Genomic DNA, 20,062 nt, shown 5'->3' with positions numbered 1-20,062 from the left:
CGGCAGTCGAAGCTGACACCGGCATCATTCCTCCCCGGCGTCGCACCGGACCCCGTGGGGTCCGCACGCCCGCCCAGCCGGGCGGGCCGGCTCAGTCCGGCGGGCCCGTGGACCTGCGGGATGCCTCGCCCAGTTCGTCGACCACGAGGTGCTCGTGGTCGACCCGGCCGGAGCGGTAGGCGGCGCGCGCGACCATGTGCGCGGCGACGGGCACGGTCAGCAGCTGGAAGAGACCGACGAGCACCAGCGTTCCCAGGTCCACGGCGCTGCGCAGCCGCAGTCCGGCTCCGATCAGGACGAGCAGCAGGCCGAGCGCCTGCGGCTTGGTGGCGGCGTGCATCCTGGCCAGTACGTCCGGCAGCCGCAGCAGCCCGATTCCCGCCAGCACGCACAGCAGCGCGCCGGTCATCATGCACACGGCTGCCGTCACATCCGCCACGCCCACCCAGGTCATCCCTCGTCCTCCCCGTCGTTCCTGCCCCTGTCTCCTCCGCCGGCGCCACCGGCGGCAGCCGCGTTCGCGGCCGTCCCGCCGTCCGCGTCGCCGTCCGTGCGCTCCTCCTCCTCGTCGGCGTCCTCGCTGCCCGCCTCGTCGCGCAGCGCCAGGAACCGGGCGATGCTCACCGACCCCGTGAAGCCGAGAAAGGCCAGGACCAGCAGCGCCGGAAGGTAGAAGGGGATCCGCCGCACCGCGGTGAGCACACCGATGCCTGCCATCACCACGGCGACGAGCGCGTCCAGGGCCACCGCGCGGTCCAGCATGGACGGGCCGCGCACCAGCCGTACGGTGACCAGCCCCCCGGAGGCCAGCAGCAGCCCGATGACGATGTTCACGACGGTCCCCACGGGCCTCCCTCCCCCTGCGAGTCGCTCCCGCCGGGCGCCCCGCCGCGCCGGCGGGGCGGGGCACCCCCCTCCTCCGCGTCGAGGGCGGCCACGTCGGCACGGGTACCGAACGCCCGTACCACGCGGGCCTCCAGGCGCAGCACCTCGTAGCGAGCCTGCTCCCGCTCGGCTTCCTTCCCCGCTCCGACCACGTGCAGGTAGACCGTCCCCGAGGGCCGGTGCACATCGAGGACGTTGCTGCCCGGCACCGCGCACACCGCTGCGGAGGTGATCGTGAGCATGAGATCCCCGGGCGCGCGCAGCCGTACCGCCACCACGGCACTCAGCGGGCGGCGCGTGCCGAGGATGTAACGGTTGAGCCGCCAGCTGGAGGCGACCATGTCGATGGCGAAGCGGCCGGCGAAGCGCAGAACGCCGAGAGGACGCAGCCGCACCCGGGTCTCGATCGGAGGCAGCGGGAAGACCACGCACACGACGGCCCCGACGACGACGCCCGTCAGCGCGTTCGCGGCGCTCGGCGTGCCCCACAACAGCATCCACAGTGCGGTCAGTCCGAGCACCATCGGCCACTGCGCCGCCCGCAGTCTGCTCCGGGCGCGTGGGGGACCGCCCGGCGGCTGCGTTTCGGTGCCGCTCATCGGCCGGTCACCGCCGTGACGTAGGACGTGCGGTCCGTCAGCTCGTCCGCGACGCGCTCGGTCAGGGAGGAGAGCGGACCGGCCAGCACGGTGAAGGCCAGTCCGAAGGCCACCAGCCCGATGGTCGGCAGCAGCATGGCTGCCGGCGGACGGCCGGTGGTGATGGCCCGTCCGCCGAAGGTGGCGGCCTCGGTCCGGCCGCCGGAGAGGACGGGGGCGTCGGCGGCGCTGCCGGGTTCGCCGGGCTCTCCGCCCGGCAGTCCGGGGCCACCGGGTGCGGAGGCCGAGGTCTCCTCCTCCGTCTCGACGACGTCGAGGACGACGCCCACCACGTACAGCTCCGGCGGTGCGGCCCGCCAGAAGGCCAGGTTCCACGCCTTCGCCAGCGCGTAGAGCGTCAGCAGGCTGGTGGCGGTGGCTGCGGCGATGAGGACGTACACCAGCGCACCTCCGTGGCCGACACCCGCGCGCAGCAGTCCGAACTTGCCCAGGAACCCCGACAGCGGCGGGACGCCCGCCAGATTCATGGCCGGGATGAAGAAGACGAGGCCGAGTGCCGGGGAGAGCTTGGCGATGCCGCCCAGGCGCTGCAGGTCCGTGGTCACCCCGCGCCGCTCCACCAGCCCGACGACGAGGAAGAGGGTGGTCTGCACGGTGATGTGGTGCGCGACGTAGAAGACGGCACCGGCGAATCCGGCGCGGGAGGCGAGCGCGATACCGAAGACCATGAATCCGATGTGGCTGACCAGGGTGAAGGAGAGCAGCCGCTTGAGGTCGCTCTGGGCCACGGCTCCGAGGATGCCGACGATCAGGGAGAGCAGGGCGAGGACCATCAGGGCGTCGGCGAGACGGTCGCCGGGGAAGAGGAGGGTCTGGGTGCGCAGCATCGAGTAGATGCCGACCTTGGTCAGCAGTCCGGCGAAGACGGCCGTCACGGGGGCGGGCGCGGTCGGGTAGGAGTCCGGCAGCCAGGCGGCCAGCGGGAAGACGGCGGCCTTGATGCAGAAGACGGTCAGCAGCGAGATCTGCGCCAGCAGGCCGATTCCGTCGGGGAGCCTGTCGAGCCTTCCCGCGAGCTGTGCCATCGTCACGGTGCCCGTCGCCGCGTAGACCACGGCGACCGCCGCCAGGAAGAGCACCGAGGAGAGCAGCGAGACGATCGCGTAGGTGGCTCCCGCCCGGATGCGGGTGACGGTGCCGCCCAGCGTCAGCAGCACATAGCTGGCGGTCAGCATGATCTCGAAGCCGACGAAGAGGTTGAAGAGGTCACCGGCCAGGAACGTGTCGGAGACGCCGGCCACCAGCACCAGGTAGGAAGGGTGGAAGACGGACAGGGGCGTGGCCTCGTCGTTGTCCGCCATGCCCTGCCCGATGGAGTAGAGCAGCACGCACAGCGTGACGGCCGAGGAGATCACCAGCATCAGCGCGGAGAGCCTGTCGGCGACGAGCACGATGCCGACGGGCGGCGGCCACCCGCCGGCGTACACGACCTGAGGGCCGTACCTGTCGGCGTCGATGAGCAGCAGCAGCGCGACGGCCAGGACCGCGGCCAGGACGACCGTGCTGATGACGCGCTGAGTACGCTGCAGCCGTACGCCGATCGCCAGTTTCAGCCCTGCGGCCAGCAGCGGGAGGATCACCGGCAGCGGCACGAGCGCCGAGGCGACCGACGCCGCTTCCCCGGGGGTGGCCGCGGCGGCGGTGAGTCCGGCGATCACCGGTCCGCTCCCAGGATCGTCTCCCACAGGTCGTCCTCGTCGGTGCCCTCCTCGGCGCGGGCTCCGCGCCGGCGGTCGGCCCGCATCTCGGCCCGTGCCCTGCGCCGTCCCTCCCGGTACTCGCTGCGGTCGCCCCGCAGCCGCTTCAACGCGCCGCCACGGCGGGTCTGCTGCTCCCCGTCGGCGGGCTGCTCCCGGTGCCCCTCGCGGCGTTCGCGGTAGAGGGCGCGCAGCCGGTCGCGCTCCTCGGCGTAGTCGGCGCGCTGGGCGACGAGGATGTCCTCGACGTCGTCCTGTACGTCGTCCGAGCCGGACAGCTCCCACGCCCGGTAGGCCATGGTGGACAGGAACGCCGTCATGGCGAGGCTGATGACGATCGCCGTCAGGATGAACACCTGCGGCAGCGGATCCGGCATGTCCTCCCTGTCGACCTCCGGGTAGAGCAGCGGAGGCCGGCCCGCGGCGCCGGAGGTGGCCAGAAGCAGCAGGTTGACGCCGTTGCCCAGGACGATCGCGCCCAGCACGATGCGGGTGAGGGGGCGGCTGAGCAGCAGGACCGTGCCCGCTGCGACGAGCGCGCCGCCCGCCGCCACCAGTGCCACTGTCTCGTTCACTCGCCTGCCTCCCCGCCCGGGCGCCGCCCGCCGCTGTCCGGGCCGCTGCCGTCACCGCCGTGCGGCGCTGTGTGCGCCTCGTCGCGCATGCTTCTCTCCACCCGCCGGTCGATGCCGGAGCCGAGACTGCGCAGCACGTCCAGCACGACTCCCAGCACAAGCAGGTAGACGCCGGTGTCGAAGAGCACCGGGCTGGCGGCGTGGAAGTCCCCGATGACGGGCAGCCGCCCCTCGTACGTCCCCGAACCGAGCACCGAGCCACGCAGCACCAGTCCCGCCAGGCCCGTACCGGTCATCGTCAGCAGGCCGAGGCCGAGCAGGAATCCGGCATCGACGGGCGCGGCCGCGGCCAGTTCGTGACGTCCGCCCGCGAGGTAGCGCACGGTGAGCGCGAGCCCGGCGACCAGGCCCGCGGTGAAGCCCCCGCCGGGGAGGGTCTCGGCGCAGAAGAGCAGATAGAGGGAGAGCACGAGGATGGGGTGGAAGACCAGTCTGGCCACCACCTCGAAGATCACCGAACGTCGTTCGGGGTCGAGGGTTCCGCTGGCGGTGAGCCAGGTGCGCCGGGGCGTGGCGCCCACGGCACGTCCCGGCCGGTCTCCGGCCGGGCCCAGCGCGGTCCCGGCGGGTGCGGCGCGGGGAGCGGTCTCCGCTCCTCCGGGCGGCGCGGACGGCCCGGAGCTCTCACTCAGCGTCCCCCCGCCGGAGCGCGGCCCGGTGGTCGCGGCCGTGACGGGGCTGCCGGTGCGGCGCCGCAGATAGACGAGCGAGGTCACGCCGACGGCGGCGACCCCGAGCACGGCCGACTCGCCCATCGTGTCCCAGGAGCGCAGGTCCACCAGGGCGGTGGCCACGACGTTCTTCAGCCCGTGGTCCGCGGTCGCGTCGATGAGCCCGGGCCCTGCCGGGGGGATGTCGGGGCGGGACGCCCCGGCCACGTACGTCAGTGTGGCGGTGAAGGCTCCCGCGGCGAGTCCGGTCACGGTCCGGGTGACGCGCCGCAGGCTCCCCGTCCGCCGCTTGCTGGGGAACCGTGCCGGGAGCCTGCGCAGCACCAGTACGAAGACCACCAGGGAGACCGTCTCGACGGCGAACTGAGTCAGCGCCAGGTCCGGGGCGCCGTGCAGGACGTACAGCACCGCGGTGCCGTACCCGGTGACGCCGGCCAGCACGACCGCCTTCATCCGCTGACGGGAGGTCACGCACAGCACGGCGACGACGGAGATGACGACGGCGACGCCGAGCTGCGGCACGGAGTCGAACCAGCGCACCGAGTCGATGTGCCGCCACGGCGGGTCGATGATCATGGCGGCGCTCTGCGCGGCGATCAGGAACGCGAGGGCCGTGCCGAGGTAGACGGGGAGTGAGCCGCGCTGCACCGCGCCGGTGACCTCCAGGGAGGCCCGCTCCAGTGACCACAGCGAGCGCGCGAAGACCTGCGCCCCCTCGAGAACCGACATGCGTTCCGCCAGCCGGGAGAGAGGGCGCGTGGCCAGGAAGAGGACGCCGCCCGCGAGCCAGGCCAGGACGGAGACCAGCAGTGCCGGCTCGAAGCCGTGCCACAGCCCGAGCCGGAAGGGGTCCTCGGGTACGGGGAAGGATCCGGCGTAGCGGGCGAGGAGCGGATCGAGTCCCCCGGAGCCGGGGCCCAGAGCCGCGCCGGCGAGGACGCACAGGGCCGCCGGTGCGAGGAGCAGCGGCCCTGTGCCGCCGCTGACCGGCGTGCGGGGCGCGGCCCGCTTCGCGGCGAACGCTCCCCACAGGAACCGCAGGGTGTAGGCCGTCGTGAGCGCCGACCCCGCCGCCACGGCCGCCAGCGTCCACGCGTGCGTACTCCCACCCTCCAGCAGGGACGTGAACGCGGCCTCCTTCGCCACGAAGCCGAGCATCGGCGGCAGACCGGCCATCGAGAGCGCGGCGAGGCAGGCGATGCCGCACAGTACGGGCATGGAGCGGGCCAGTCCCGACAGCCGCTCGATGTTCCGTGTCCCGGTGGCGTGGTCGATGACGCCGACGGCGAGGAAGAGCGGCGCCTTGAACAGCGCGTGCGCCAGGAGCATCGCCGTGCCCGCGAGCGCGGCGTCGTAGGTGCCCGTACCGAAGAGGACCATCAGGAAGCCGAGTTGGCTCACGGTCCCCCAGGCCAGCAGCCTCTTGAGGTCTCTCTCCCGCAGTGCGCGCCAGCCCCCGAGCAGCATCGTCAGGGCGCCGAGGACGAGCACGCTCACGCGCCAGAGCAGCGCGGAGTCGAAGGCGGGGGCCAGCCGCGCGACGAGGTAGACCCCGGCCTTGACCATGGCGGCGGCGTGCAGGTAGGCGGAGACCGGCGACGGTGCCGCCATGGCGCCCGGCAGCCACAGGCTGAAGGGCCACACCGCGGACTTCGACAGGGCGCCCGCGAGGATCAGCACCAGCGCGGCCGGGACGGTACCCGCCACGGGCGGCGGGCGCTCCACGATGGCGGAGATGCTGTACGTGCCCGCCTCCTGGCCCAGCATCAGGAAGCCGACGAGCATGGCCAGTCCGCCGAGTGTGGTGACGATGAGCGCCTGGAGGGCGGCCAGCCGGTTGGGGCGGCGCTCGGGCACATGGCCGATGAGCAGGAAGGAGAAGACGGTGGTCAGCTCCCACAGGACGTAGAGCACGACCAGGTCGTCGGCGAGGACCAGCCCGAGCATCGCCCCGGCGAACGCGGTCAGCGCGCCCGCGAACTGCCCGAGTCCGAACTCGCCCCAGCTGAAGTAGCCGGCGCAGTAGACGAGCACCAGCGCCCCGACAGCCCCGACGACGAGCACCATCAGCAGGGCGAGCGCGTCGCAGCGCAGGCTGATCTCCACGCCGAGTTGCGGTATCCACGGCCACCTCTGGACGATCACCTCGCCGGCCGCGAGGTCCCGGTACTGCGCGAACGCCCATCCGGCCGCCGCGGCCGGGGCCAGGGCCAGGACGAGGAACGCCCGCGAGCCCAGCCACCGGACCAGGAGCGGAGCACAGCACGCCCCGGCGAAGTGGATGAGGATCAGCGACAGCACAGCGCAGATGATCGCACGATGAAATACACAATCTGCGCACAAAAGAGGCATTACGGCACCCGGGCCGGGAGCGGGCTTTCCACCGCACGCCGGCGAGGCATCCGCACGGGGAGCGAATCACCCGGTTGCCCGTTTCCCTGTTTATGTACTTTCTGTGACTCTTGAGGAACTCAGGGTGATACCCCCTACATAGGAGTCCCCATGATTCTCAGCATCTCCGGCGTTCTCCTGCTCGGTTTCATCGTCTTCCTCTTCACCCGCAAGGACGGCCTGAAGCTCTCCCACGCTCTGGTCTGCGCGCTCTTCGGCTTCTACCTCGCGGGCACCGCTCTCGCCCCCGGTATCAAGGAGGGCAGCGCGAGCCTGGCCAGCCTGCTGGGCGGCATCAAGTTCTAGCCTTTCGCGGCGGTGGACTCCCGCCTCCGCGCGACCACTTCACAAGCTGTTGACCACAGGAGGCCGTGTGGCGCGTTGGCCACTTGCACTCCCCCGGCCACGAGGGGGGCCCGGCAGCGCGAGCGGGCGGACACACGGCGCCGTCCGCGCCGGCGCGGACGGCGCGTTGGACATCCTGCATCCCCTGATCACGCTGGTCCGCGGGCTGGGACGTCTGACCGTGCTGGCGGTGCGCTGGTGGGTGCGCACACCGAAGGACCGCCGGGGTCCCGCACTGTTCCTGTTCGCGGTGGGCCTGCTGGTGGTGGCACTGCTGCCGTGGGGGCCGGCGTTCGCGGTGGTCCTGGTGGTGGGAGCGGCCGCCTGGCAGGGCCGCGAGGGCTCACGCACCGGCACCGTCCCCGACGAGGAGGAGAACGCCCGGCTGCAGGCGGTCTACGAAGCGCTCGTACCGCACTTCGCCCTCCCCGACGACGCGGCCCCTCAGCCGCTGTTCGCGCACGACGGTCCCTGGGAGCGGGCCTTCGAGGAGGCGGATTTCGCCGGGGACGGCCGGCTCGAACGCCTCCTCCTGCGCTATCCACCGCACTTCCGTGACAGCGACCCGGCCGCACGGCTCCTGGTGGAGCGTCTGCTGAGCGCCAAGTCGGGACGGGACCGCGAGTACCGCTTCGTGTGGGACGAGGAGCGCAACCGGCTGGAGATGACCGTCCCCGGACCGCTGCCGCAGGGCATCCACGCTCAGCGCTTCGTGACGGCCCCGGGTGAGATCGTGCTGGGCTTCACCGACGCCGAGTCGGTGCACCGCAGGGTTCCCGTCACCGACGGCGGCCGGGCGCGCGACCTCCCGCCCGTCATCTGGCGTACGGGCCCGCGCTCCACGGAGTCCCACCTGCTGGCCGCCGGCGCTCCGGGTGCGGGGTCGAGCACCCTGCTGCGGTCGGTGATGCTGCAGGCGCTCCAGCACGGGGACGTGCTGGTGGTGGACGGCGGCGGCTCCGGCGATTACACCGGTCTGGCGGGACGAAGCGGCGTGCTCGCCGTGGAGACGTCCGTGATGGGTGCGCTCGCCTCACTCGAATGGGTGGTCCACGAGACGGAGCGCCGGCTCTCGGCGGCGAGCCGTGCCCGGCAGACGGGACACGGCGTTCCCGACGACGCCCGGCGGCCTCTGTGGGTGGTCCTCGACCGGCCGGCGGCGCTGAGCCATCTGGCGCGGGCGGAGGCGCGGCGCGATCCGCAGGAGCTGCTCCAGGTGCCGCTGCGGCACGGAAGGGCGGCGAACGTGACGGTGGCGGTGGCGGAGCACTTCGAGTGCGCGGACCAGCTCAGCCCGGCGGTGCGCGCCTACACCCGGGCACGGGTGCTGCTGGGAGCGGCCTCTCCCGCCGAGACCCGGGACACGCTGGGCGAGGACACCGCGCCGCCGCCCGGCCCGCTTCCCGGGCGCGGTTTCGCCCGGCTGGGAGGGGGCCCGGCGGTGAGGCTGCAGGTGCCCGCGACGCCGGACCCGCTCGACGAGGCGGCGGGCGAAGCCGAAAGACAGGCCGTGCTGCGCCTGATGCCGCCGCGTGCGGGGACCCGCGCGAAGGGAGTGACCGCTCAGCAGGGCGACCCCGAGGCCTCCGGCGCCCCCGGCACCGTCCTTCCGGACGTGCTGCACAAGACGGCGGCGGCGACGGGCGCGGCGGCGGGGCCAGGACCGGAGACCACGACTCAGGCGGCTCAGGCCACGTAGGTGCGGGGGACGTCCCCCTCGGGCACCGCACCCGTACGGACCAGTTCGGCGGCCTCGGCAAGCCGGGCGACGGCCTCTGCGACGACAGGCCCGGAAACGGTGAACAGCAGCCGCACATAGCCCTCGAACGCGCCGTCGACACCGAAGCGCGTCCCCGCCGGAACCCGCACTCCGATGCGCTCCCCCGCGTCCGCGATGCGGGAGCCGGACAGGCCGCCGGTGCGGACCCACAGGGTAAGCCCGCCGTGCGGTGCGGCGAACTCCCAGTCGGGCAGGCGGGCGTGGAGGGCCGCGACGAGCGCGTCCCGGTTCTCGCGGGCGCGGGCGCGGCGCAGCGCGACCGCCGCGTCCCATCCGTCGCCCTTCATCAGGCGGGCGACGGCGAGCTGTTCGAGCACGGGGCTGCCGAGATCGGCGTAGACGCGTGCGGCGACGAGACTGCGGATCACCTCGGGTGCGGCACGGACCCAGCCGATGCGCAGACCGGCCCAGATCGCCTTGCTGACGGAGCCGACGGTGATCACGGCCGAGCCGCCGGGGTCGAACGCGGCGACAGGGCGCGGCAGTTCGGTGCCTTCGTCCAGGGTGAGATCGGTCATCGACTCGTCGGCCACCAGGACCGTGCCGGCCGCGCGGGCGGCAGCCACCAGATCACGGCGCCTGTCGTCGTCGGGGAGAGCGCCGGTGGGGTTGTGGTAGTCGGCTATGACGTAGGCCATGCGCGGCGCGGTCTCGCGCAGCGCCTGCCGCCAGGCGGGCAGGTCCCAGCCGGTCAGGCCGCCGGCCATGGGGACGGGCACCAGGCGTGCCCCGGCGTCCCGCAGCAGGTGAAGGACGTTGGCGTAGGAGGGGTGTTCGACGGCGACGCGTTCACCGCGCGGGGTGAGAAGGCGTGCCAGGGCGGCGACCGCGCCCATGGCACCGGTGGTGACCATGATCTGCTCGGGCATGGTCGGCACGCCTCGCGCCGTGTAGCGCTCGGCGAGTGCCTCGCGCAGAGCGGGCAGGCCCGCCGGGTAGTTGCCGTGGGTGTGGGTGTAGGGCGCAAGGTCGCCCACGGCTGCCTGGAAGGCGTCGGTCAGGTGAGGTTCGGGGGCCAGGAATGTGGCACAGGCCAGGTCGATCACCGAGCCCGACGACTCCGGCGGCAGCGGCTCCAGCCCGCGGGTGGGCAGCGGCTTGCCCGCGGGTACGGCGGTCCAGCTGCCCGAGCCGCGCCGGGAGGCGAGGAAGCCGTCGTTGCGCAGCGCTTCGAAGGCGGCGGCCACGGTCGTACGGCTGACGCGCAGGGCGGCGGCCAGTTCACGCTCGGCGGGCAGCCGGGTGGCCACCGGGATGCGGCCTTCAAGCACGAGAAGGCGTACGCCGTCGGCCAGCGAGCGGTACGCCGGGACGCGGTGCCCCGCCTCCGCCGCCGTGGCGGCGCGCTGGGAGGCCAGCAGCCGGGCGAGCTGCGGCGCCCCTACGGCAGAGGTCCACTGAGCCATGGCTGCGGTCCACCTTTCCCGGATTGGACATGGATGTGGCCTGGTCTCCGGCTCCAGACTGCCACGCACCAGCCCATCGGCACCAGCCGCCGGCGCAGTCAGGGCAGGCGCAGGTACGGGAGAGGAAGGTTCATCTTGTCGGTCTTCAAAGGCGCACGGTCCGCCGCCGCCCCTGCCCGCCGGTACACGGGCCGACGGCTGGTCCAGCTGTATGCGGGGCTGCTGCTGTACGGGGCGAGCGCCGGGCTGATGGTGCGCGCGGATCTCGGGCTCGACCCCTGGGACGTACTGCACCAGGGGCTGGCCGGGCACACCGGCCTGTCGATCGGCGCGATCACGATCGTCGCGGGCGCCGTGATCCTGCTGCTGTGGGTGCCACTGCGGCAGCGGCCGGGCCTGGGCACCGTCTCCAACGTCGTGCTGGTCGGGCTGGCGATGGACGGCACGATCTGGCTCGTGCCGGAGCCCGGCGCTCTCGCGGTGCGTGTCCCGCTGATGACCGCGGCCGTCGTGCTCAACGGCGTGGCCACGGGCCTGTACATCTCCGCACGGTTCGGGCCGGGCCCTCGGGACGGCCTGATGACGGGCCTGCACCGGGTCACCGGCCGCTCGGTACGCATGGTGCGTACGGGGATCGAGGTGAGCGTGCTGGTGTCGGGGCTGCTGCTGGGCGGCACGGCCGGAGTGGGCACCGTGGTGTACGCGCTGGCGATCGGGCCTCTGGCGCAGCTGTTCCTGCGGGTGTTCGCCGTGCCGGAACCGGCGCCCGTTCACATCGACGACGCGGCGGCACCGGGCCGTTCGCACGTGGTGGCACGCGGCACGCCCGACTCGCCCTCCCTTCCGGCGAGCGGAGGGCAGGATGCTGCTCCCCGCCCGCCGGACGACGACGGGCGGGGGCGGCAGCCGGGACTGTGACAGCCCGCGCGATACTGCGACGGTGATGAGCGCAGACCCTCCGCCACGGCCCGGCCTCCGCCGCGCACCGCGGCACCCCTTCCTCGACCATCCCGCTCCGCTCGCGCTCGCCCACCGCGGCGGCACCGCGGCGGGCATGGAGAACACCACGTCCGCTTTCGCCCACGCGGTCGGCCTGGGCTACCGCTATCTGGAGACGGACGTGCACGCGACCGCCGACGGACAGCTCGTCGCCTTTCACGACGCCGCGCTGGACCGGCTGACCGACGCACACGGCGCGATCCGCGAACTGCCCTGGTCCGAGGTGCGCCGCGCACGGGTCGGCGGACGCGAACCGCTGCCGCTGATGCGGGAGTTGCTGCGTGCCTTCCCCGGCGCGCGCTGGAACATCGACCTCAAGGCGGAGCCCGCACTGGGTCCCCTGCTGGACCTGCTCGCCGAGGAGGACGCGTGGGAGCGCGTGTGCGTCGGCTCCTTCGACGAGGGCCGCGTCGCCCGCGCCCAGGCGCTCGCCGGGCCCAGGCTGGCCACGTCACTGGGGCGGCGCGGCGTGGTGCGGCTGCGGCTGCGCTCGTACGGGCTGCTGCCGGTGTGGGCGGTGCGCCGCAGCGCGGTGTGCGTACAGGTCCCCGAACGCAGCTCGGGGACAAGAGTGGTGGACCGGGCGTTCGTACGGGCGGCACATGCCCGGCGTATGCAGGTGCACGTGTGGACCGTCAACGAACGCGCACGGATGCAGGAGTTGCTCGACCTGGGTGTTGACGGCATTGTGACCGATCACATCGAGACACTGCGCGACGTCCTGACCGAGCGGGGTGCGTGGCTGCCCGGCCCCGGAGCTCAGTAGACCCGGGCGGAGGTGCCGCCCGCCCGGCCGCACGGAAGCGAGCGCACCGGCACCGTGGACGGTCCGGCAGAGCGAGGGGGCAAGTGTGAGTGCTGTCGTGACCGGAGCCGAGGACGGTGCCGAGGACGGTGCCGACGAGCGCCGCCGCGAGCAGCGCGGCTGGTACTTCTACGACTGGGCGAACTCTGTCTTCTCCACCAGCGTCCTCACCGTCTTCCTCGGCCCGTACCTGACGGAGGTCGCCAAGGCGGCGGCGGACGCGGACGGTTTCGTGCACCCGCTGGGCATCCCGGTGCGCGCGGGCTCCTACTTCGCCTACTCGGTCTCCGTCTCGGTGCTGCTGTCGGTGGTGGTGATGCCGCTGGCAGGGGCGATAGCCGACCGTACGGGCCGCAAGAAGCCCATCCTGGGCACAGCCGCCTATCTCGGCGCGGGCGCGACGGCCGCCATGTTCTTCCTGGAGGGCGACCGGTACCTGCTGGGCGGTGCGCTGCTCGTGGTCGCGAACGTCTCGTTCGCGGTGGCTGTGGTCATCTACAACGCCTTCCTCCCCCAGATCGCCGCCCCCGAGGAGCGGGACGCGGTTTCCTCCCGAGGCTGGGCCTTCGGCTACGCGGCCGGGTCCGTCGTACTGGTGGCCAACCTCGCGCTGTTCCTGCAGCACGAGGCGCTCGGTGTGAGCGAGAGCTCCGCCGTGCGGATCTGCCTCTCCTCCGCCGGAGTGTGGTGGGCTCTCTTCACGGTCGTGCCGCTGCTGCGGCTGCGGGAGCGGCCGGGCACGGTGGCGGGCGCCCGCGTCTCGCTGCTCAGCGGCTGGCGGCAACTGGCCGTGACACTGCGCGAACTGCGTCAGTACCGGCTGACGATGCTCTTCCTGCTGGCATACCTCATCTACAACGACGGCGTGCAGACGGTGATCACCCAGGCGTCGGTCTTCGGCTCTGAGGAGCTGGGGATGGACCAGACGACGCTCATCGCGGCCGTGCTGCTCGTCCAGGTGCTCGCCGTGGCGGGAGCCCTGCTGATGGGGAAGCTGGCCCGCAGGCACGGGGCGAAGCGCACGATCCTCGGATCGCTGGCGGCGTGGGCGGCGATCACGGCGACCGGGTACTTCCTGCCGGCCGGGGCCCCGGGATGGTTCTTCGTGCTCGCCGCCGGCATCGGGCTGGTGATGGGCGGCAGCCAGGCGCTGTCGCGGTCGCTGTACTCGCAGTTGGTGCCGCGCGGCAAGGAGGCCGAGTTCTTCTCGCTGTACGAGGTCAGCGACCGGGGGACGAGCTGGCTGGGACCGCTGGTCTTCGGACTCGCGTATCAGCTGACGGAGAGCTACCGGGCTGCCATCATCTCTCTGGTCGTCTTCTTCGTCCTGGGTTTCCTCGTGCTGCTCCGGGTACCGGTGGAGCGGGCGGCGGCTGCTGCGGGCAACCCTCCGCCGGGCCGGATTTAGGACATGCGGCGGCGGCCCGGTAGTGTACGCCCTCGGCTCGCCGGATGGACCGTTACTGCACGGCACGGAGATGACGACACTGGGTGATGTCTCCTGCCATTTGTGACAAACCGGTCACCGGTGGGTACACGAAGGGCGGCACGACGGACGACGCATCCCCGTTTCGGGAATCTTCACCGCCGACCGGACGTTGACCAGATGACGACGACAGCGACACCTGTCCTGTGGGCGACCAGCCCGGGAGGCACGAATTCATGAGTGAGCGAGCTCTTCGCGGCACGCGACTCGTGGTGACCAGCTACGAGACCGACCGCGGTATCGACCTGGCACCGCGCCAGGCCGTGGAGTACGCATGCGAGGGCGGACATCGCTTCGAGATGCCGTTCTCTGTGGAGGCCGAGATCCCGCTCGAGTGGGAGTGCAAGGTGTGCGGTGCACAGGCACTCCTGGTGGACGGCGAAGGGCCGGAGGAGAAGAAGGGCAAGCCCGCGCGTACGCACTGGGACATGCTCATGGAGCGGCGCACGCGCGAGGAACTGGAAGAAGTCCTCGCCGAGCGCCTCGCCGTTCTCCGCTCCGGCACGATGAACCTCGCGGTGCATCCGCGGGACGGCAACAACAAGCGCAAGTCCGCGTGAGCGGACAGGCGTCCGGCAGCTGACAGTACGACAGCGCGCGGCCGGTGACCCGCTCAGGCGGTCACCGGCCGCGCGCTGTCGTGTGCTCCCACTCGGCCGGGCCCCAGCCCTCGCTCAGTTTCCGGCGCCCGGGTCGCGCGTGGGCGGGTCGTCGTCCCGTACGACCTCGCCCTCGACGACCTTGCCGTCCGGACGGTGGATGCGCATCTGCTGCTCCGCCCTGCGGGCCTGCTGATAGGCGTCCCCGATGCCGCCCGGCCCGGCGCCGGCGCTGCGCTCCAGATAGCGGCGGGTGGTGCGGCGCATCAGGGCGGCCGTCGGAGGGAAGAGGCACAGCAGTCCGGCCGCGTCGGAGACCAAGCCCGGCATCATGAGCAGCAGCCCGCCGAGCATCACCAGCGCGTTGCCGCCGCCGGCCCGGCCCTCACGTGCGCTCTCTGACTCCTCCGCCGCGGCCTGGCCGTCCTGCCCCTGCTGGGTTCGGGCCTGGGCCTGCTGGACACTCTCCGCGAGCAACCGCCAGGCTCGCCGACCGGCACGCCTTATGACGAGGATGCCCAGCACGAAACCGGCCAGGAGCAACCCCAGCACGGCCAGGCCACCCACCGCCTCGGCGATGAGGGTCAGCAGCCAGATCTCCAGCAGCGCCCACGCCGCCACTCCCAGCGGGAGGAAGCGGCGCAGCCGGGAGCGCCGGGGGCCGGAGGGGTCCCTGCGTCCGGAGCCGCCGGGGCCCGGCTGCTCGTGAGGTGGCTCCTGGGGGTACGGTGCACGGCTCGTCATGGTTCAAGTGTGCCTGCGGCCGAGCGCTCGCTTCACTCTGCCCTCCACTCCCCACGCGGTGACGCGCCACAGCGCCTCGGCCACGATGTCGCGGCTCATCTTGCTGTCGCCCCTCACCCGCTCGACGAAGGTGATCGGCACCTCCACCACGCGGAACCCGGCGCGCACGGCCCGGTGGGCGAGGTCGACCTGGAAGCAGTAGCCCTGGGAGGCGACGGCGTCCATGCCCAGGCCGCTGAGGGTCTCGGCACGGAAGGCGCGGAAGCCGCCGGTGATGTCCCGCAGCGGCACGTCGAGCAGGACCCGTGAGTAGACGCTGCCGCCGCGGGAGAGGAACTGCCGCGAGCGTGGCCAGTTGACGACCCGTCCCCCCGGAACCCAGCGTGAGCCGAGCACCAGGTCGGCGCGCTTGAGCGCGGTCAGCAGACGGGGCAGTTCCTCGGGCTGGTGGGAGCCGTCGGCGTCCATCTCCACCAGCACTCCGTAGCCGTGCTCGATGCCCCAGCGGAAGCCCGCGAGGTAGGCGGCACCCAGGCCCTCCTTGCCCTTCCGGTGGAGCACCCGGACGTGGGCGTCCTGCGCGGCGAGTTCGTCGGCGACCTTTCCTGTGCCGTCGGGGCTGTTGTCGTCGGCGATCAGGATGTGCGCCTCGGGCACGGCCTTGCGAAGTCGTGCTGTGACGGTCTCGATGTTGTCGGCCTCGTTGTAGGTCGGGATGACCACCAAAACCGTGCCGAGCGGCCCGTAGCTCCGCTCCTGCCTGCCGTCCGTCACCGCTGCTGCCCCTTGTGGTTCTGCGCTCCGCGCGTCTGCCGCGCCTGTTGCGCCTGGCGTACGGACCGGTCGCGCCGTCCGGCGTACCAGGCCCCCGCGCAGGAGAGGAGGCCCACCATAGCGAGCGCCCACTCCGGAGCGGCGCCGACGCGATCGGCGAGTGTGATCTCGTCCCTCAGCGGAAGCCGGGCGGTCAGGACGTCCCGCTCGAACTCCTTCGTGCGCTGCTCGACGGTGCCGTCGGGGGCGACGATCGCGCTGATGCCGCTGGGGGCGGCGGTCACGACCGCACGGCCGTGCTCGACCGCTCGGAGCTTGGACATCACCAGTTGCTGCTCGGGCTGTCCGGTGTTGCCGTAGGTGGCGTTGTTCGTCTGGACGACGAGGGCACGGGCGCCGGCGTTGACGGTGTCGCGTGGGATCTCGTCGTAGGCGACCTCGAAACAGATCACATCGCCCAGGCGGGCCGGTCCCGTCTGGAGAACGCCCGAGCGGTCGCCGGGCCAGAAGTCCCGCGGGATGCGCTCCAGCCGGGTGATGACCTTGCTGAGTTCGTCGCGGAAGGGGACGTACTCGCCGAACGGCACGGGGTGCTGCTTGGTGTAGGACGCCCCCGGCCCCGACTGCGGGTCCCAGACGATGCCCTGGTTCTTGACGTAGCCCTCCCGGGTGGGGTGGTCGACGAGGGCTCCGACCAGGATGGGGACGCCGACCGCGCGGGCCGCCTCGTCGATGCGCTCGCCGGCCTCGGGCCACCTGTAGGGGTCCAGGTCCGAGGCGTTCTCGGGCCAGATGACCAGGTCGGGGCGTTCGGTCTTGCCCGACTCGACCTCGCGGGCGAGGTCGAGGGTGGCTTCGACGTGGTTGTTGAGGATCTTCATGGGACGCCCGAGGAAGTCCATGCCGGGCTGCTGCACGTTGCCCTGCACGACGGCGATGTCCGCCGTGTCGTCGGCGTCGGTGGGTACCGGAACGGCGTAGCCGGCGGCCGTGACGGCCGCGGCCAGAGCCAGCGGGCCCACCACGGTCATGTGGACGGAGCGCCGGCGGGTATTGGTGCGCTCAGCGCCGGAGTCCGCCGGTGCGGACGCGGGCGCTCCTCGGCGCAGGCGCCACACGGCGAGAGCGGCGGCGGCGAGCACCGTACCCGTCAGCGCGACGGCGAAGGTGACCAGAGGGGCCCCGCCCAGAGCGGCCAGCGGCGTGTACGGCGAGCCGGTGTTGGCGAAGGCCAGCCGCCCCCACGGGAACCCGCCGAAGGGCACCCGGTCGCGTGCCCACTCCTCGGCGACCCACAGGCAGGCGCCCCACAGCGGCCACAGCGGCAGCCGGGAGGTGACGGCGGCGGCGGCACCGAGGACGGCGAGGAAGGCGGCCTGGAGGAAGGCCAGTCCCAGCACCGCGTCCCAGCCGACGACATGGAGCCACTTGAGGAGCGCGGTGAAGAAGGGCCAGCCGAAGGCGAGCCCGCTCCAGGCTCCCTGACGGAGCGTCCGCCCTCGGGTGAGGAGGCTGAGCGCGGCGACAGCGGCCAGGGACAGCGGCCACACGCCGTACGGGGGGAAGGCCAGGGCCAGCGCGACACCGGCCACGGCGGCCAGTGCCGTACGGGCGGCTTCACGCCGTATCAGGCTGCCCAGCCGCCGCATCCGTCCGCGGGGCGGCGCGGGGGCGGCGCTCCCGTCCGGCTCGGGCTCCGTCCCCAGGGCCTCGGGGGAGCTGGAACCAGTGGCACTGCGGGCGGGACCGCTCTCCTCGGAGCTCTCCCGCGGGCTGCCCGGGTGCGGCGTCCCGGCGGGGCCGTCCGGCCCGTCGGCGGAAGGACCGCCGGCGGCGGATGCGGCGGTGGTGTCGGAACCCGATGGCACGGTCGCGCCCTTCCTGCAGGTCGTGCGGTGGTGAGGTGACCGTATAACGCGGGGGCACCTCCGCGGGCCGTGGGTCGGCAATGCCGCGGACGGAAGAACGAGCCCCGGCGCCGCCGGGTTCCGGACCCCGTGCACGGGCGCCGCGCGGAGGACCACGGGGCAGTGCCCGGGGGCGGGGCGGAGGTGAGGGGAGCTGTGGCGGGCGCCGCCGCGCAAGACTGCGGGTCGGGGCCCGGTGCCCTTCGGGCCGACCTGGGACCCGCTGGCTGCGGGCCGACCGAGAGCCGTTGTCTACTGAGCATCCGGGCCCCACCCGGGTCACACCTGCCGGCCAGCCTGAACCTTCCGCCCCCGTGCCGCGGGCGCTGGACCTGGCTCCCAGTGGTGGCGTCCCGGTGCGGCACACCACCCCCTGGCCCAGCGGCGTTCGACGACTGCGCGGGGAACGGCAAGCCGGACGTCCTGTGGTGGACCTGGCTGAACCTACCCGGCTGCGGGCATCGCCTGTCAACAGCCACGCTACCTGCGGCGTTTCGCCGAATCAGCAGGTCAGTGCCGCGCCCCCAGCGCGGGGGCGACAGGCTGAGGGGGCATCGTTCGGGCGTACGGGACGCGCGTACATCACTCGTTCGGCCGCGCGTAGAGCGTCGCTCCCCCTACGACGGTCCGCAGGCAGACGGGCAGTTCGGTGCCGGGGGTGAGATCGGGCAGCCCCGGGGTGCCGGAACGCGGGTCGGTCGACCAGTTCGCGACCCGGCGGTCCGGGGCCTGGACGACCAGCTCACCGGTGCGCCAGAGCGCGTAGTCGGCCGGGGCCCCGGGGACGAGGACGCCCCCTTCGTCGCTGCCCACGGCGCGCCGGCCGCCGCGGGTGTGCGCGGTGAAGCCGCCGCGCACGGAGATGCGGTGCGCGGGTGTGCGGTGGAAGGCCGCGGCGCGGACGGTGCCCCAGGGGTCGAGCGGAGTGACGGGGCTGTCGGAGCCGAAGGCGAGCGGAACACCCGCGCGCAGGAGCGCGGCGTACGGGTTGAGGGTGCCTGCCCGCTCCGCGCCGAGCCGCGCGGCGTACATACCCCCGGTGCCGCCCCAGGCCGCGTCGAACGCGGGCTGCACGGAGGCGGTGAGCGCGAACTCGGCGAAGGCGGCGATGGTCTCCTCGGTGAGCATCTCGGCGTGTTCGACGCGGTGCCGGGCAGCGCGTACGCGCTGGGTGCCGACCTGCCCGGCGGCTGCCCGTACTCCGGCGGTGACGGCTGCGACGGCTGCGTCGCCGATCGCGTGGAACCCCGCCTGGAGGCCGGCCTCCGTGCACGCGGCGACGTGGGCGGCGACGGCGTCAGCGTCGAGGTGGGCGGCGCCTGTGTGCGGGGCGTCGGCGTAGGGGGCGCTGAGGTGGGCGGTGTGCGAACCGAGCGAGCCGTCCGCGAAGAGGTCGCCGGCGGCTCCGACGGCGCCCAGGGCGCGGATGCGGCCGGCGTCCGCGGCGCAGGTGACGGGCTCGGCCCAGTAGCCGTGCACGCGCGGGCCGTCGCCCTCCGCCGCGAGGGCGAGGAGCGAGGTGAAGTCCTCCTCGCCCGAGATGCCGGGGCCCGCACACTCGTGCAGGTCGCCGATGCCGAGGGATGCGGCGTGGCCGAGAGCCGCCTGCTGGGCCTCTGCGCGCCGTGCTGCGGTGAGGGTGCCGTGGGCGGCGCGGCGCACGGCGTGGTGCGCGTCGAGGGTCAGGGGGGCGCCGTCGGCGAAGCCGGAGCGCTCCCTGACGCCGGGGACGAGGTCGAGCAGTGCGGTGGTGACGAGGGCGGAGTGCACATCCGTACGCGAGAGGTAGAGGGGGCGTCCGCCGGTGGCTTCGTCGAGTTCCGCGCGGGTGGGGTGACGCCCCTCGGGCCAGCCGGTGGTGTCCCAGCCGTGGCCGAGCAGGACCCGGTCGCCGGGACGTGCCGTGGCGTAGCCGCGGATATGGGCGAGCGCGTCCCGCATGGTGGGAGTGCCGGTGAGGTCGAGGCCGGTCAGTGCCAGACCTGTGGCCGTCGTGTGCACGTGCGCGTCGGTGAAGGTGGGGGTGACGAGGGCTCCGTCGAGGTGGACGGTCTCGTCGACGCCGCCGGCGAAGGAGTCGGCGGCGGCGTCGGAACCGATCCACGCGATGCTGCCGCCTTCGGTGACCATCGCTGTCGCAAACGGGTCGGCGGGGCTGTGGATCTCTCCCCCGCGCAGCAGGACGGTGCGTGTCCCGTGGCGGCGGGCGGTGCTCTCGCTCATGGGGACAGTCTCCCGCCCGCACGCCTGCCGCTTCCGCGCGGGGGTTCCGCCGGCCC

The 20,062-nt window shown here is 73.1% G+C and carries 17 protein-coding genes; 6 read left to right on the top strand and 11 right to left on the bottom strand.

The genetic code is table 11. From position 1 onward, the window contains the following. Nucleotides 1-91: 91 nt before the first annotated feature. Genes mnhG through H343_RS0114460 form a run of 6 tightly spaced genes read right to left on the bottom strand, consistent with a single transcriptional unit; the run spans nt 92 to nt 6,848 of the window. Nucleotides 92-454, bottom strand: coding sequence for a monovalent cation/H(+) antiporter subunit G (gene mnhG / locus H343_RS0114485; RefSeq protein WP_028431743.1), 363 nt, complete (start codon nt 452-454; stop codon nt 92-94). Continuing rightward, complete coding sequence (locus tag H343_RS30640) at nt 451-846, bottom strand: monovalent cation/H+ antiporter complex subunit F (RefSeq protein WP_037903679.1); 396 nt, start codon at nt 844-846, stop codon at nt 451-453. Before H343_RS30640 ends, mnhG begins: the two co-directional genes overlap by 4 nt. Then, nucleotides 831-1,484, bottom strand: a complete 654-nt coding sequence (locus H343_RS30635; RefSeq protein ID WP_078505619.1) for a Na+/H+ antiporter subunit E — start codon at nt 1,482-1,484, stop codon at nt 831-833. Before H343_RS30635 ends, H343_RS30640 begins: the two co-directional genes overlap by 16 nt. Continuing rightward, nucleotides 1,481-3,202: a Na+/H+ antiporter subunit D gene (locus tag H343_RS0114470; RefSeq protein WP_486586906.1), complete on the bottom strand. Its 1,722-nt coding sequence runs from the start codon at nt 3,200-3,202 to the stop codon at nt 1,481-1,483. The genes H343_RS30635 and H343_RS0114470 overlap by 4 nt, the downstream gene beginning before the upstream one ends. After that, nucleotides 3,199-3,816, bottom strand: coding sequence for a Na(+)/H(+) antiporter subunit C (locus H343_RS0114465; protein ID WP_028431741.1), 618 nt, complete (start codon nt 3,814-3,816; stop codon nt 3,199-3,201). Before H343_RS0114465 ends, H343_RS0114470 begins: the two co-directional genes overlap by 4 nt. Further along, nucleotides 3,813-6,848, bottom strand: a complete 3,036-nt coding sequence (locus H343_RS0114460; protein WP_028431740.1) for a Na+/H+ antiporter subunit A — start codon at nt 6,846-6,848, stop codon at nt 3,813-3,815. The genes H343_RS0114465 and H343_RS0114460 overlap by 4 nt, the downstream gene beginning before the upstream one ends. 201 nt (nt 6,849-7,049) lie before the next feature. On the opposite strand from H343_RS0114460, the gene H343_RS0114455 reads away from it, so the two are divergent. Both H343_RS0114455 and H343_RS30630 read left to right on the top strand, forming a co-directional pair. Then, a complete protein-coding gene (locus tag H343_RS0114455; protein WP_028431739.1) occupies nt 7,050-7,244 on the top strand; it encodes a hypothetical protein in 195 nt (64 codons plus the stop codon). A gap of 67 nt (nt 7,245-7,311) precedes the next feature. Beyond that, nucleotides 7,312-8,982 carry a P-loop NTPase family protein gene (locus H343_RS30630; RefSeq protein WP_486586904.1) on the top strand — a complete coding sequence of 557 codons (1,671 nt, stop codon included), beginning with the start codon at nt 7,312-7,314 and terminating at the stop codon, nt 8,980-8,982. Here the strand turns inward: H343_RS30630 and yczR are convergent. Next, on the bottom strand, nt 8,970-10,469 hold the full coding sequence (gene yczR, locus H343_RS0114445) for a MocR-like transcription factor YczR (protein ID WP_028431738.1): 1,500 nt from the start codon (nt 10,467-10,469) through the stop codon (nt 8,970-8,972). The genes H343_RS30630 and yczR overlap by 13 nt on opposite strands. A 135-nt stretch (nt 10,470-10,604) precedes the next feature. Between yczR and yczE the strand changes: the two genes are divergently transcribed. The 4 genes from yczE to H343_RS0114425 all read left to right on the top strand — a co-directional run bounded on the left by yczE (nt 10,605) and on the right by H343_RS0114425 (nt 14,319). Beyond that, on the top strand, nt 10,605-11,387 hold the full coding sequence (gene yczE, locus H343_RS30625) for a membrane protein YczE (RefSeq protein ID WP_486586903.1): 783 nt from the start codon (nt 10,605-10,607) through the stop codon (nt 11,385-11,387). Between the two features lie 25 nt (nt 11,388-11,412). Then, entirely contained in the window at nt 11,413-12,234 is an 822-nt protein-coding gene (locus tag H343_RS0114435; protein WP_028431737.1) for a glycerophosphodiester phosphodiesterase family protein, read from the top strand. 85 nt (nt 12,235-12,319) lie between these two features. Then, nucleotides 12,320-13,681 carry an MFS transporter gene (locus H343_RS0114430; RefSeq protein ID WP_486586902.1) on the top strand — a complete coding sequence of 454 codons (1,362 nt, stop codon included), beginning with the start codon at nt 12,320-12,322 and terminating at the stop codon, nt 13,679-13,681. A 254-nt stretch (nt 13,682-13,935) separates the two neighbouring features. Then, nucleotides 13,936-14,319: an RNA polymerase-binding protein RbpA gene (locus tag H343_RS0114425; protein ID WP_028431735.1), complete on the top strand. Its 384-nt coding sequence runs from the start codon at nt 13,936-13,938 to the stop codon at nt 14,317-14,319. A 114-nt stretch (nt 14,320-14,433) separates the two neighbouring features. On the opposite strand, the gene fxsA is transcribed toward H343_RS0114425, so the two are convergent. From fxsA to H343_RS0114405, 4 genes are all read right to left on the bottom strand, one after another. Beyond that, entirely contained in the window at nt 14,434-15,102 is a 669-nt protein-coding gene (gene fxsA / locus H343_RS0114420) for an FxsA family membrane protein (RefSeq protein WP_028431734.1), read from the bottom strand. 3 nt (nt 15,103-15,105) lie between these two features. Then, on the bottom strand, nt 15,106-15,876 hold the full coding sequence (locus tag H343_RS0114415; protein ID WP_028431733.1) for a polyprenol monophosphomannose synthase: 771 nt from the start codon (nt 15,874-15,876) through the stop codon (nt 15,106-15,108). Continuing rightward, nucleotides 15,873-17,744 carry an apolipoprotein N-acyltransferase gene (lnt, locus tag H343_RS30620; RefSeq protein ID WP_051265217.1) on the bottom strand — a complete coding sequence of 624 codons (1,872 nt, stop codon included), beginning with the start codon at nt 17,742-17,744 and terminating at the stop codon, nt 15,873-15,875. The genes H343_RS0114415 and lnt overlap by 4 nt, the downstream gene beginning before the upstream one ends. A gap of 621 nt (nt 17,745-18,365) precedes the next feature. Next, complete coding sequence (locus tag H343_RS0114405; RefSeq protein WP_028431732.1) at nt 18,366-20,006, bottom strand: amidohydrolase family protein; 1,641 nt, start codon at nt 20,004-20,006, stop codon at nt 18,366-18,368. Nucleotides 20,007-20,062 lie beyond the last annotated feature (56 nt).

It is taken from the genome of Streptomyces sp. TAA204, from assembly GCF_000424965.1.
The sequence above is the reverse complement of the archived record's forward strand: the minus strand, read 5'-3'. Positions and strand labels throughout refer to the sequence as shown.